The organism is Paludibacterium sp. B53371 (assembly GCF_018802765.1).
In the GTDB taxonomy this organism is placed as follows: Bacteria; Pseudomonadota; Gammaproteobacteria; order Burkholderiales; family Chromobacteriaceae; genus Paludibacterium.
Window position 1 is genome coordinate 1,303,528 of sequence record NZ_CP069163.1, and the last position, 13,573, is coordinate 1,317,100.

At 62.1% G+C, this 13,573-nt stretch carries 12 protein-coding genes; 7 read left to right on the plus strand and 5 right to left on the minus strand.

What is annotated here, in order from left to right; genetic code table 11:
- Positions 1–29: 29 nt before the first annotated feature.
- The 5 genes from dbpA to prpB form a co-directional block, all read right to left on the minus strand.
- A complete protein-coding gene (dbpA, locus tag JNO51_RS06250; protein ID WP_215782154.1) occupies positions 30–1,409 on the minus strand; it encodes an ATP-dependent RNA helicase DbpA in 1,380 nt (459 codons plus the stop codon).
- A gap of 74 nt (positions 1,410–1,483) precedes the next feature.
- Complete coding sequence (locus JNO51_RS06255) at positions 1,484–2,866, minus strand: M12 family metallopeptidase (protein ID WP_215782155.1); 1,383 nt, start codon at positions 2,864–2,866, stop codon at positions 1,484–1,486.
- Positions 2,867–3,013: 147 nt separating this feature from the next.
- Entirely contained in the window at positions 3,014–4,465 is a 1,452-nt protein-coding gene (locus JNO51_RS06260; RefSeq protein WP_215782156.1) for a bifunctional 2-methylcitrate dehydratase/aconitate hydratase, read from the minus strand.
- A gap of 13 nt (positions 4,466–4,478) precedes the next feature.
- Complete coding sequence (gene prpC, locus JNO51_RS06265; RefSeq protein ID WP_215782157.1) at positions 4,479–5,627, minus strand: 2-methylcitrate synthase; 1,149 nt, start codon at positions 5,625–5,627, stop codon at positions 4,479–4,481.
- A gap of 32 nt (positions 5,628–5,659) precedes the next feature.
- The gene (gene prpB / locus JNO51_RS06270; protein ID WP_215782158.1) at positions 5,660–6,541 is read right to left on the minus strand and encodes a methylisocitrate lyase; all 882 of its coding nucleotides are present in this window, start codon (positions 6,539–6,541) and stop codon (positions 5,660–5,662) included.
- Positions 6,542–6,810: 269 nt separating this feature from the next.
- Here prpB and rpoE point away from each other — a divergent pair, with 269 nt between their 5' ends.
- From rpoE to lepB, 7 genes are all read left to right on the plus strand, one after another.
- The gene (gene rpoE, locus JNO51_RS06275) at positions 6,811–7,410 is read left to right on the plus strand and encodes an RNA polymerase sigma factor RpoE (RefSeq protein ID WP_215782159.1); all 600 of its coding nucleotides are present in this window, start codon (positions 6,811–6,813) and stop codon (positions 7,408–7,410) included.
- A 2-nt stretch (positions 7,411–7,412) separates the two neighbouring features.
- Positions 7,413–7,892 carry a sigma-E factor negative regulatory protein gene (locus JNO51_RS06280; RefSeq protein WP_215782160.1) on the plus strand — a complete coding sequence of 160 codons (480 nt, stop codon included), beginning with the start codon at positions 7,413–7,415 and terminating at the stop codon, positions 7,890–7,892.
- On the plus strand, positions 7,892–8,869 hold the full coding sequence (locus JNO51_RS06285; protein WP_215782161.1) for a MucB/RseB C-terminal domain-containing protein: 978 nt from the start codon (positions 7,892–7,894) through the stop codon (positions 8,867–8,869). Before JNO51_RS06280 ends, JNO51_RS06285 begins: the two co-directional genes overlap by 1 nt.
- Positions 8,870–8,946: 77 nt before the next feature.
- On the plus strand, positions 8,947–10,359 hold the full coding sequence (locus JNO51_RS06290) for a DegQ family serine endoprotease (protein WP_215782162.1): 1,413 nt from the start codon (positions 8,947–8,949) through the stop codon (positions 10,357–10,359).
- Positions 10,356–10,595, plus strand: coding sequence for a glutaredoxin family protein (locus JNO51_RS06295; RefSeq protein ID WP_215782163.1), 240 nt, complete (start codon positions 10,356–10,358; stop codon positions 10,593–10,595). Before JNO51_RS06290 ends, JNO51_RS06295 begins: the two co-directional genes overlap by 4 nt.
- A gap of 107 nt (positions 10,596–10,702) precedes the next feature.
- A complete protein-coding gene (gene lepA / locus JNO51_RS06300) occupies positions 10,703–12,496 on the plus strand; it encodes a translation elongation factor 4 (RefSeq protein ID WP_215782164.1) in 1,794 nt (597 codons plus the stop codon).
- Positions 12,497–13,468, plus strand: coding sequence for a signal peptidase I (gene lepB, locus JNO51_RS06305; protein WP_305798424.1), 972 nt, complete (start codon positions 12,497–12,499; stop codon positions 13,466–13,468). It begins immediately after the preceding gene.
- The last annotated feature ends 105 nt before the right edge of the window (positions 13,469–13,573 follow it).

The window sequence follows — 13,573 nt, forward strand, 5'->3', positions numbered from 1 at the left end:
TCCACTCGGTAGCTCATCAGCATAACGCATTACAGCAGGCGCATCTTGCTGGTTTTGCCCTTGATCTTGCACTGGCTGAGGCGGTTGAAGTGTTTTTCCGCCACGTCTCGTCGCAGGGCGACAAAGCTGGCGAATTCGCCGATCTGGATTTTGCCGATGTCGGCGCCGTCCAGTCCGCCATCTCCGGTCAGCGCACCGAGAATGTCGCCCGGCCGAATCTTTTCTTTCTTGCCCGCCGCAATGCAGACCGTCACCATCGGCGCCACCAGCCGACCGGCACCCTGCGTGACCAGTTCGGCACAGTCGTGCCAGCTGATCGGCGCCTGCTGATAGCGGGCGATTTCTTCCACCCAGCGTTGATCGGCCGGTGCCGCCAGCGACAGCGCCATGCCTTTCTCGTCTCCGCGACCGGTGCGGCCGATGCGGTGGATGTGCACTTCGGCGTCCCGGGCCACGTCGACATTGATGACCATGTCCAGCGAGGGAATGTCCAGACCGCGTGCCGCCACGTCGGTGGCGACCAGTACCGAAGCGCTGCGGTTGACGAAGCGCAGCAGGATTTCATCGCGTTCGCGCTGTTCCAGCTCACCGTACAGTGCCAGTGCCGAGAAACCCTTGGCGCTCAGTTGGTCGGCCAGCTCGCGGCAATGAATCTTGGTGTTGCAGAAAGCCAGGGTCGAGGTCGGGCGGAAGTGCAGCAGCGCCTGCGCCACCATGTCGTTGCGGTTTTCCGCCGTCACTTTGTAGAAGCGCTGCTCAATTTTGTCGGTCTGGTGCAGGGATTCGACCTTGACCTCCAGCGGCATGCGCAGGAAGGGGGCCGACAGCTTGCGGATATTGTCCGGGTAGGTGGCGGAGAACAGCAGGGTCTGACGCTTTTTCGGGCAGGCACTGATGATGCCGGCGATATCGTCGAAGAAGCCCATGTCGACCATGCGGTCGGCCTCGTCCAGCACCAGGGTGTGTACGGTGGACAGGTCGATGGTGCCGCGGCCCAGGTGGTCACGCAGACGCCCCGGCGTGCCGACGATGATGTGCGCGCCATGCTCGAGCGAGCCGATCTGCGGCCCCATCGGGCTGCCGCCGCACAGGGTCAGCACCTTGATGTTGTCGATGTGGCGGGCCAGACGGCGCAGCTCCTTGGCCACCTGCTCGGCCAGTTCGCGGGTCGGACACAGCACCAGCCCCTGAATGGCAAACCAGCGTGGATTGAGTTTTTCCATCAGCGGAATGCCGAATGCGGCCGTCTTGCCGCTGCCGGTCTTGGCCTGGGCGATCAGGTCGCGGTTATCCAGCGTCCCGGGCAGGCTTTCGGCCTGGATCGGGGTCATGGTCTGGTAGCCGAGGCTGGCCAGATTGTCGAGCATGGCCGCGGAAAGGGGGAGGGAGGAAAAAGCTGTTTTATTCACAATGGTTTAGCCGGTATTTCACTGGGCGCACAGTGTAGCACGAAGCCGGCCCGGCCGTGCGCCCGAATCCTGCGCTAACGCCAGTCCCAGTGCTGGCTGATGCCCTCATCCATTCGGGGCGGGTAGAGTTGCAGCGTGCCGCCGGCCTCGGCCGTCAGGCGATCGTCAGGGGCGGCCTGGCTGCTCAGTACGGCGTCCTGCCAATACCAGCGGTGTCTTGGGTTGGTGGCCTGGCAGTGGCGCAGCAGCAGCATGCCGCCGCTGGCTGCCGGCGTGCCGACCAGGCAGTGCTGGTGCCGGGCGGCATTTTCCAGTCGGCCATCCTGATGCAGCACCCAGCGCTGATTCGGCGCATCACCTTCACAACGTGTCAGCGCCAGCGGGCGCCGGCTTGTCTGCGCCGTCAGGCACAGGTTATGGCTGTGGCGCAGCACCAGTTGACGGCCCGGGCCGGGGTCGTGTGCCGGGGACATGGCCTCGGCCCGGTGCAGGCCGGGCGGCTGCGCCGGTTGAACCTGCAGCGTCATCTGCACCTGTTGAGTCAGGCCTTCTGCACTTTGCACCCAGAGCGTCAGTATTGCCTTGCCATGAAAATCTTGCGGCAGGATGGTGAAGTCGTGACGATGACCGGACGGCTGCTGCAAAGTCTTGAGTGTCAATGCCCGGCCGCTGGCGTCCTGCCATTGCCAGCGCAGCAGCCGGGCCCCCGGACGCAGATAGCCGCGTACATGACCCACGCCATGCTGATCGATGGTGAGATGCAGGGCGCTCAGTCGCAGGATCGGATCGGCCTGGGCGCTCAGGTTGACCGGCGGGTAGAGATGGTTGATCTGCAGGATGTCGCGCTCACTCAGGGCCGGGGCGTCGCGAATCTGGCGATCTTCGAAGCCCAGTGCATGCTGCAGTTCGTGCGAGGCCGTGGTGGTGGTTTCGCAGCGATCAGCGATCTGCAGGCGCTGGGCACCACCGATGCGTCCGAGGTAGGAGGTGCCGCAGATCCTGCCGTTGTAGGGGGCGCTGACGATCTGCACATAGTCACGCTCGCTCTGGCGTTCGCGGAAGCGGACATGGGTTTTGCGCTCGATGTCCTGCATCGCCGCCAGCATGGCGCGTCGGGCTCCTGGCGTGACCTGGCCGAACTGATAGACCACCACATTGAGCGGCCAGGTGGTGCTGCCCGGCCCCAGGGGGATCTGGCGTCTGGGGCGCGCGCGCTGCTGAGTCTCCTGGTGCTGCTGCCAGGGGCTGACTTGCAGGGTAGGGATGCCCTGTTGCCGGATGTGATCGGCAGGGCCCAGCACCAGATCGCCGTAAAGGGCCAGCCCGCCGTCCACGCAATAGCGCAGTCGTGCGCCGCTATCGTGCACGATGGTCTCGGCCGGTTGCGGGCAGGGGGCAGGGGGCAGGGCAGCCGCCGGTAAAGAAACAGACAACAGCAAGGGCAGGGAACGAAGCATGGGCACTCCTGACATGATGCGGTGGAAAGGAGCGCGTCTTTTAACTGATATTTCCCAGGCTGAACCGGGGGCAGAGCGAAGACTGACCGTGATATGGGACAAGGCTGAAAGAAAAACGGCGGGCCAGCCGGCCCGCCGCACGGAGGGTCAGATCACCCAGAGATCGCTGAAACGATTGACCGGCGTGGCCAGCAGACGCGCCTGGTCGTTGCACAGCTCGAAGATGGCCTTCTGCTGCTTCTCGGGGAAGCGGCGAGCCAGGTTGGTGCGGAACTTGGCTTCCAGCAGCGGGATGCCATCCTGGCGGCGACGCTGGTGGCCGATCGGATATTCGCAAACCACCTCGGGCAGGACGGTGCCGTCATTGAGCTCTACGGTCAGCGCGTTGGCGATGCTGCGCTTGTCCGGGTCATGGTAGTCACGGGTGAACTGGGCATCTTCCACGCAGACGATCTTGGCGCGCAGCGCATCGATGCGCGCATCGCCGGCCACGCTGTCTTCATAATCGGCGGCGGTCAGGCGGCCAAACAGCAGGGGCACGGCCACCATGTACTGGATGCAGTGATCACGGTCGGCCGGGTTGGCCAGCGGGCCCTGCTTGTCGATGATGCGGATGCAGGCTTCATGGGTGCGGATGGTGATCTTGCGGATGTCTTCGGCCTGCTTGCCCATCTCCTGCAACTGCCTGTGCAGGGTCATGGCGCACTCGACGGCGGTCTGGCTGTGGAACTCGGCCGGGAAGGAAATCTTGAACAGCACCTTTTCCATCACGTAGCTGCCATAGGGGCGCTGGAAGGCGAAGGGCTTGCCCTTGAACAGGACGTCGTAGAAGCCCCAGGTCGGTGCGCTCAGCACGCCCGGGATGCCCATTTCGCCCTTGAGGGTGAACAGCGCCAGACGCACGGCGCGGCTGGTGGCGTCGCCGGCGGCCCAGGATTTGCGCGAACCGGTATTCGGCGCGTGGCGATAGGTGCGCAGGCTTTGGCCGTCGACGAATGCCTGCGAGACGGCATCGGCGATTTCGTTCTCCGTGGCGCCCATCAGTTTGGCGCAGACAGCGGCCGATGCCACTTTGACCAGCACCACGTGATCCAGTCCGACCTTGTTGAATGAGTTCTCCAGCGCCAGGCAACCCTGGATTTCGTGTGCCTTGATCATGGCTTCGAGCACATCGCGCATGGTCAGCGGGGTATCACCGCGTGCTACGCGTTCACGGCTGATCCAGTCGGCCGTGGCCAGAATGCCGCCCAGGTTGTCGGAAGGGTGGCCCCATTCGGCCGCCAGCCAGGTGTCGTTGAAATCCAGCCAGCGGATCATGGCGCCGATATTGAAGGCGGCCTGTACCGGGTCGAGCTGGAAAGAGGTGCCGGGAACGCGGGCACCGTTCGGGACCACGGTGCCGGGGACGATCGGCCCCATCAGCTTGGTGCAGGCCGGGTAGGACAATGCCTCCAGGCCGCAGCCGAGGGTGTCCATCAGGCACAGGCGCGCGGTGTTCCAGGCTTCTGCCGAATCGATGTGGCCATGGGCCACGTAGCGGGCGATGTCTTTGAGCACCGTATCGTGTTCGGGGCGGATGTTCGAAATATGTGCGGACATGAGGTTTCCTCGGTTAACGATCCTTGAGCGGAATGAAGGTCTGTTCTTCCGGCCCGGTGTAGTTGGCGGACGGGCGGATGATCTTGCCGTCCTGGCGCTGTTCGATGACGTGGGCACTCCAGCCGCTGGTGCGCGAGATGACAAACAGCGGCGTGAACATGGCGGTCGGCACGCCCATCTGGTGGTAGCTGACGGCGGAGAACCAGTCGAGATTGGGGAACATGTGCTTGGCATCCCACATGACTTGCTCGATGCGGGCGGCAATGTCGAACAGCAGGTGGTTGCCGCTTTGTTGCGACAGATCCTGCGCCACGCGCTTGATCACCTGGTTGCGCGGATCCGATTCGGTGTAGACCGGATGACCGAAACCGATGATGACTTCCTTGTTGGCGATGCGGCGCAGGATGTCGGCCTCGGCCTCCTCGGCGCTGGCGTAGCGGCTCTGGATCTCGTAGGCCACCTCGTTGGCCCCGCCGTGCTTCGGGCCGCGCAGCGCACCGATGGCGCCGGTGATGGCCGAATACATGTCCGAGCCGGTGCCGGCAATCACGCGGGCGGTGAAGGTCGAGGCGTTGAACTCATGCTCGGCATACAGATTGAGCGAGGTGTGCATGGCGCGGACATGCTCGGCGCTCGGCGTCTTGCCATGCAGCAGATGCAGGAAGTGCCCGCCGATACTGTCATCGTCGGTTTCCGTCTCGATGCGGCGACCGTTGTGGCTGAAGTGATACCAGTAGAGCAGGATCGACCCCAGGCTGGCCATCAGGCGGTCGGCGATCTCACGGGCGCCGGCGGTGTTGTGGTCGTCCTTTTCCGGCAGCAGGCAGCCCAGTGCCGAGACCCCGGTGCGCATCACGTCCATCGGATGGGTGGCCGCCGGCAGCAGCTCCAGTACGCTGCGTACATTGGCCGGCAGACCGCGCAGTCCCTTGAGCCGGTTCTTGTAGGCGCTCAGGGCGGTGCGGGTCGGCAGGCTGCCATGCACCAGCAGATAGGCCACCTCTTCAAACTCGCACTGGCCTGCCAGGTCGAGAATGTCGTAACCGCGGTAATGCAGATCATTGCCGCTGCGACCGACCGTGCACAGCGCGGTATTGCCGGCGGCGACGCCGGAGAGCGCGACAGATTTCTTCGGCTTTCCTGTCAGAACGGTTTCTTGCATCAGTTTCTCCTTGGTGTGTGCGGGCAGCGCGCTTATTTGTTCTGGTTTTGCGCAAACAGTGCATCCAGTTTTTGTTCGTATTCGTGATAGCCCAGGTGCTGGTACAACTCGCTGCGGGTCTGCATCTTGTCGATGACCTGGCGCTGGCTGCCGTCGCGGCGGATCGTCTGGTAGACCTCGAGCGCGGCCTGGCTCATGGCCCGGAAGGCCGACAAGGGGTAGAGCACCAGACCGACGCCGGCATCACGCAGCTGGGTGGTGTCGTAGAGCTCGGTGGCACCGAATTCGGTGATGTTGGCCAGGATCGGCACACGGCAGGCCTCGGCAAAGCGGCGGTACATCGACAGATCGGTCATGGCTTCGGGGAAGATCATGTCGGCCCCGGCAGCCACGCAGGCCTGGGCGCGTGCCAGCGCGGCATCCAGCCCCTCGACCGCCAGGGCGTCGGTGCGGGCCATGATGACGAAGCTGTCGTCCTGCCGCGCATCCACGGCCGCCTTGATGCGGTCGACCATCTCTTCCTGGCTGACGATGGCCTTGTTGGGACGATGGCCACAGCGCTTCTGCTGCACCTGGTCTTCGATGTGCACGGCGGCGGCACCGGCCTTCTCCAGGCTGCGGATCGCCCGGGCAATATTGAAGGCGCCACCCCAGCCGGTATCGATGTCCACCAGCAGGGGCAGGCTGCTGGCATCGGTGATGCGCCGTACGTCGATCAGGACATCCTCCAGTGTGGTGATGCCGAGGTCGGGGATGCCGCACGAGCAGGCGGCCACGCCGCCGCCGGACAGATAGAGCGCCTTGAAGCCGCTGTGCTCGGCCAGGCGGGCCGCGTAGGCATTGACGGCGCCGACCACCTGCAGGGGGTGTTCTTGCTCGACCGCCTGACGAAAGCGTTGACCGGGTGTGTTCATGAAGGCTCCCTGGCTGAGTGAATGGAGGTTGCTGATGCGGATCGTCGGTTTGTCCGACAGCTGGTTAGCTAAATGTCATTCTAGCAAGTGCTTGGTATAATTGGAAGCCGACCATGGCCCATTCACCTTTATGGGCAGCTCTGCTAAGGTTCGCTTTTTCCGATTTCGAATTTCGGGAACTCCCTTCGCGTGTAGTGGTCTAGTTACAAGCCCGCTACGCAAATTCAGAAATATAATTGGTTGGGCTATTCAGGGAGCATTAAAAACGAATGAGTGATCGTGATATCGATCAACAGCTGGTAGCGCGTGCTCAAAAAGGGGAGAAGAGAGCCTTTGATCTGCTGGTTGCGAAATATCAACGGCGCCTGGCGCGTCTTTTGTCACGATTTCTGCGCGACAGCGCGGATATCGAAGATGTGACCCAGGAGGCCTTTGTCAAGGCGTATCGTTCTCTGTCTGCCTTTCGCGGCGAGAGCGCGTTCTACACCTGGCTGTATCGCATCGGCATCAATACGGCGAAGAATTTTCTCAGCGCCAGCTCTCGGCGCCCGGTTGTGCACGCCGACTTCGAAGATGAAGACGGTGAAAGCTTTGATCTGGCCTCGCAACTGCCGGATCTGAACACGCCCGAATCGGCGTTGATGAACAAGCAGATCCTCACCACCGTCAATGAGGCGGTAGAGCGTCTGCCGGAAGAGTTGCGCACCGCCATTTCGCTGCGCGAAATGGACGGCTTGTCGTACGAAGAAATTGCCAAGGTGATGGACTGTCCGATCGGGACCGTGCGTTCGCGGATTTTCCGTGCGCGCGAGGCGATTGCGACCGAGTTGCGGCCCCTCCTGGACACGGCCAAAAACAAAAGGTGGTAGAAATGAAACAGAGAGTTTCCGAACTGATGGATAGCGAGCTGGACGACAGTAGCGCCGCTCATGTGATGACCGCCATCGAGGCTGATGCCTCCCTGAAGCAGGCCTGGAATGACTATCACCTGATCGGCGATGCCATGCGTGCCAATGCACAGGTTGCCTTTGACGTGCGAGATGCCGTCAGCGAGCGCCTGAAGGCCGAGCCGACCGTGCTGGCCCCGCGTCGCTGGTACCGGCCGACGCGCACGCGCATGGCCGGGGCGGCTGCACTGGCCGCCAGTGTCAGCTTCGCCGCGGTGGTGGGCTGGCAGCAGCTTTCCTCGTCCCAGCATGCGGCCGTGATGGTCAGCAGCCAGGTGCAGAAACCCCTGGCCCTGCAGCCGGTGGCCGGCAGCAATGCCGATGCCTACTTCCTGGCCCATCAGGAACTGACCGCGGATCAGGGGCTGGTGCGTGTGTCTTACAGTCAGGGGGCAGCGCACTGATGAGGAAGATCGCGCTGGGGATGTGCCTGCTGGCCTTGCCGATGCTCGCGCTGGCGGAAGATGACTGGCAACTGTTCCAGAAAGTGACCGAAGCCGGACGTCAGCAGTCGATGAGTGGCACCTATCTGCACCAAATGAAAGATACGCTGGAAACTTTCCGCATCGTGCGCCTCGGCGCTGCTTCATCCGTCCAGGAGCGCCGTGTGGCGCTGGATGGACCGCCGCGCGAGATCGTGCGCAATGGCGAGCAGCTCACCTGCTATGCCCCGGACAAGAAGTCGCTGCTGGCCGCCAAGGTCAGTGCCATGCGGCTCTTTCCGGCGCTGATGTCCGACGACGTCGCTGACATCTCCCAGTCCTACACCTTACGCAAGCTGGGTCCCGACCGCGTGGCGCAGCGCGACTGCAACTGGCTGGAGGTGCGGGCACGCGACCAGCAGCGTTATACCGAGCGCATTTGTGTCGATCAGACCACCGCCCTGCCGCTCAAGATGATGACCCTGACCCCGCGCAGCAACGAGGTGGTCGAGCAATACACCTTTACCGCCATTGATCTTACGCCTCAGCGCGACAAGAGCCAGCTCAAGCCGCAATACAAGCTGAGCAACCAGCTGCGCGGCCCGGTGCAGTCGCAGTCTGCCGCTGACGGCAACGCCGGCCGATCAGAAATCAGCGGGTTGCCATCAGGATTCAAGCTGGTTCGTTCTGTACAAAGAACCATGCCGGGAGGCAGCAATGCCCAGCCGGTTCATCACATGGTTTATTCTGATGGCCTGGTGATGCTGTCGTTGTTTGTCGAGCCGATGCCCTCAGACATTCCGGCCTCAATGCGCAAGGTGCAGAGCATGAACCTGCACGGCGCCATCAACATGGCCACCAATAGTCAGGGCGAACAAATGCTGACCCTGGTGGGGGACATGCCCGAGTCCACGCTGGCGAATCTGGCCCGCGGCGTACGCATCGTTTCCCGTCCCTGAATGGATTGGCGGCAGGGCCTGCCCTCGGCGGGTCCTGCCGCCTGTTTGACGTAACTGTTCGATTCCGAGGTGAATACATGACACTCAGAAGCTTGATGGCCATTGTGGCACTGGCAACCTCGATGCTGGGCGTGCCCGCCTGGGCTGCCGATGCGGCCAGCCTGCCGGACTTTACCCAGATCGTGACGGCTGAAGGGCCGGCGGTGGTCAATATCAGTACCAGCCGCATTGAACGCCAGGCCTCCAATGCGCTGCCCGATGCCCTGGCCAACGATCCCTTCTTCGAATTCTTCCGCCGCTTTGCGCCGCCCCAGATGCGTGAGCGCGAGGTCGGCTCGCTCGGTTCCGGCTTCATCATTTCCGCCGACGGCTATGTGCTGACCAATGCCCACGTCGTGTCGAAGGCCGAAAAAATCACCGTGACCCTGACCGACAAGCGCGAGTTCAAGGCAAAGCTGATCGGTGCCGACAGCCGTACCGATGTGGCCTTGCTGAAAATCGACGGCAGCAAGCTGCCCGTGGTCAAGCTGGGCAAGGCTTCCAGCCTGCAGGTCGGTCAGTGGGTGCTGGCCATCGGCTCGCCCTTCGGTCTCGACAACAGCGTGACATCCGGCATTGTCTCGGCGCTGGGCCGCCAGCTGCCCGATGACAACTACGTTCCCTTCATCCAGACCGATGCCGCGGTGAACCCGGGCAACTCCGGCGGTCCGCTGTTCAACATGAAGGGCGAGGTTGTCGGGATCAACTCGCAGATTCTCAGCCGCTCTGGTGGCTTCATGGGCATCTCGCTGGCCATTCCGATTGATGTGGCGCTGGAAGTGGCGGATCAGCTCAAGGCCAACGGCAAGGTGTCGCGTGGCCGCATCGGTGTTCAGCTGCAGCCGCTGAGCAAGGAACTGGCTCAGTCGTTTGGTCTGTCCCGCGCCGATGGCGTGCTGATTGCCCGTATCGAGCCGGACAGCCCGGCCGCGCGAGCCGGTCTGCGTGTCGGCGACATCATCACCGGGGTCAATCAGCAGGCGATCACCAATACCGGCGATCTGCAGCGCGTGATCGGCATGGCCAAGCCGGGCAGCCGCTTCAATCTGCAGGTGTGGCGTGACAAGGCGAGCCGGCAAATCACGGTGGTCAGCGAAGAGCTGAAGGACCAGCCGGATCAGGACGATCAGTCCGGCAACGACAACAATGCGAAACCGAATGGCAGCGACCGCAATCTGGGTCAGATCGGCCTGGTGGTCAGCCCGCTGAACGCCGCGCAGCGCCAGCAGCTGGGCGTCGGCTTTGCCGTGGTGGTGCGCGCCGTCAGCGCCGGCAGCGCCCGTGCCGGGCTGGTGCCGGGTGATGTGATCGTTGGTATCGGCGGCGAGAAACTGTCCTCGGTCAAGCAGCTCGAGGCGGCGATCAAGTCCGGCAAGGGCAGCATTGCCCTGCAGGTGCTGCGCGAGGGCAATCTGATGTTCATCGCCATTGCGCTTGGCAGCGGCGAATGACGCTGACCCTGTACTTTCGCGAGTACTGCAGCCTGTGCCATCAGATGCTGGCTGAACTCGCGCCCTGGCGCGCGCAGTATGGCTTCGGGCTGGAGGTTGTCGATGTGGATGAGGATCCGCAGCTGACCGAACGCTTCGACGAGCTGGTGCCGGTATTGATGGATGGTGAGACGGAAATCTGTCATTACCACCTCGATACCGAGCGTCTGGCTGCACATCTGCGGGAAATCAGCTAAAATCCGCGCCAGTGTATGCTGTTTTCGTGGCCGGGCATGTCCCGGCCGCGTGTCGTTTTTGGCTGCTGGGGGCAGGCATTACCTGCTCTTATTTTTTCCGGACTCCGATGAAACATATTCGCAATTTCTCGATTATCGCCCACATTGACCATGGCAAGTCCACGCTCGCCGACCGCTTTATCCAGTATTGTGGCGGGCTGGACGCGCGTGAAATGAGCGCGCAGGTGCTCGACTCGATGGATATCGAGAAAGAGCGCGGCATCACCATCAAGGCTCAGACGGCCGCCCTGCATTACAAGGCGCGCGACGGGCAGGTCTACAACCTGAACCTGATCGACACCCCGGGGCACGTTGACTTCTCCTACGAAGTGAGCCGCTCACTGTCCGCCTGCGAGGGGGCTCTGCTGGTGGTCGATGCCTCGCAGGGCGTCGAGGCCCAGACCGTGGCCAACTGCTACACCGCCATCGACCTGGGCGTCGAAGTCGTGCCGGTGCTGAACAAGATCGACCTGCCATCCGCCGAGCCGGAACGCGTCAGCCAGGAAATCGAGGACATCATCGGCATCGAGGCGATCGATGCGGTGCGCGCCTCTGCCAAGTCCGGCATCGGCATCGAAGACATTCTCGAAACCGTGGTCAGCAAGATTCCGGCCCCGGTAGGCGATCCCGATGCGCCGCTCAAGGCGCTGATCATCGATTCCTGGTTCGACAACTACGTCGGCGTCGTGATGCTGGTGCGCGTGGTCGATGGTACCCTGCGTCCGAAGGACAAGATCAAGTTCATGGCCACCGGTGCCGAGCACCTGTGCGAACAGGTCGGTGTCTTCACGCCGAAGTCGGTGCAGCGCGAGACGCTGTCGGCCGGCCAGGTGGGCTTCATCATCGCCGGCATCAAGGAACTCAAGTCGGCCAAGGTCGGCGATACCATCACGCATGTCTCGCGCCAGGCCGAAGCGGCCCTGCCGGGCTTCAAGGAAGTCAAGCCGCAGGTGTTTGCCGGTCTCTATCCGGTGGAAAGCCACGACTACGACTCGCTGCGCGATGCGCTGGAAAAACTGCAACTCAACGATGCCTCGCTGCAGTTCGAGCCGGAAGTGTCGCAGGCACTGGGCTTCGGCTTCCGCTGCGGCTTCCTCGGGCTGCTGCACCTGGAAATCGTGCAGGAACGTCTGGAGCGCGAATTCGACATGGATCTGATCACCACGGCACCGACCGTGGTCTATCAGGTGCTGATGAAGGATGGTGAGCTGATCGAGGTGGAAAACCCCTCGCGCCTGCCGGAATTGTCGAAAATTGAAGAAATTCGCGAGCCCATCATTACTTCCACCATCCTGGTGCCGCAAGATTATGTCGGCGCGGTGATGACGCTCTGCAACCAGAAGCGTGGCGTGCAGCGCAATATGCAATACATGGGTCGTCAGGTGATGCTCACCTACGACATGCCGATGAACGAAGTGGTGATGGACTTCTTTGACAAGCTCAAGTCGACCAGCCGTGGCTACGCCTCGCTCGATTATGAATTCAAGGAATTCCAGACCGCCGATCTGGTCAAGCTGGATATCCTGGTCAACAGCGAGAAGGTGGATGCCCTGTCGCTGATCGTGCATCGCTCGACCTCGATGTATCGTGGCCGCGAACTGGCGTCGAAGATGCGCGAGCTGATTCCGCGCCAGATGTTCGACATTGCCATCCAGGCCGCCATCGGCAGTCACATCATTGCCCGTGAAACCGTCAAGGCCCTGCGCAAGAACGTGCTGGCCAAGTGTTATGGCGGCGACATCACCCGCAAGAAAAAGCTGCTGGAAAAGCAAAAGGCCGGCAAGAAGCGCATGAAGCAGGTCGGCAACGTGGAAATTCCGCAGGCAGCATTCCTTGCCATCCTTCAAGTAGGGGACAAATAAGTGTCGGGTAACTATTTTTGGGTATTTGTCGCACTGGCCGTCATCGGCCTGATGCTGACCCTGTTCGGCGGCAAGAAGCAGCCGGGCGCCAAGGACTTTCCGCCTTCCGTGCAGTGGGGCGCGCTGTTTGTCGTCATCGGCATTTTCGGTGTGCTGTCCGAGTACATCAGCCTGACGGCCGTGCTGCTGCTGTTCGTGGTGATTACCGGTGTGGTCTGGGCGCTGGATAAATGGCTGCTGGCGAAAAAGCGTCAGGCCAGCCAGCAAGAGGCCTCCCTGGTGGTCGATTATGCCAGGGGCTTCTTTCCGGTCATTCTGGTGGTGTTCGTGCTGCGTTCCTTCCTGGTCGAGCCGTTCACCATTCCGTCCAGCTCCATGCGCCCCGGTCTGGTGGTCGGCGACTTTATCCTGGTCAACAAATTTATCTACGGCATTCGCGTGCCGGTGCTCAACAACGTGCTGATTCCGGTCGGCAAGGTCGAGCGCGGTGATGTCATGGTGTTCAACTTCCCGATGAACCCCAAGGTCAACTACATCAAGCGCGTCATCGGCCTGCCGGGCGATACCGTCGAATACCGCAACAAGCGCCTGACCATCAACGGTCAGCCGGTGGCGGACGTCAAGGACGGCACCTACGACTACCTGGAGCAGCGCGTGGCCATGATTCACAACGACCGCTTCCAGGAAGATCTGCTGGGCAAGAAGGTGGAAGTGCTGAACATTCCGGATGCACCGACGCTGGTGCCGGCGCAGGTGATGGATTTCCCCGATCGCGACCAGTGCCGCTACGACGACAACGGCTTTGTCTGCAAGGTGCCGGCCGGCAAGTACTTCATGATGGGCGACAACCGCGACAACAGTCTCGACGGTCGCTACTGGGGGTTTGTCGATGATCGTCTGGTGGTGGGCAAGGCCTTCTTCATCTGGATGAACTTCTCCCAGCCCGGACGTATCGGCAGCCGGGTCAACTAATCTCCAGCTTCATATCCCATGCCTGCATCGCACTGTATTATCATTGCGTATGCAGGCATGACTTTTTTCCGGCCCGAGCCCGGCTCGGGCGGGCAACCCATTGAA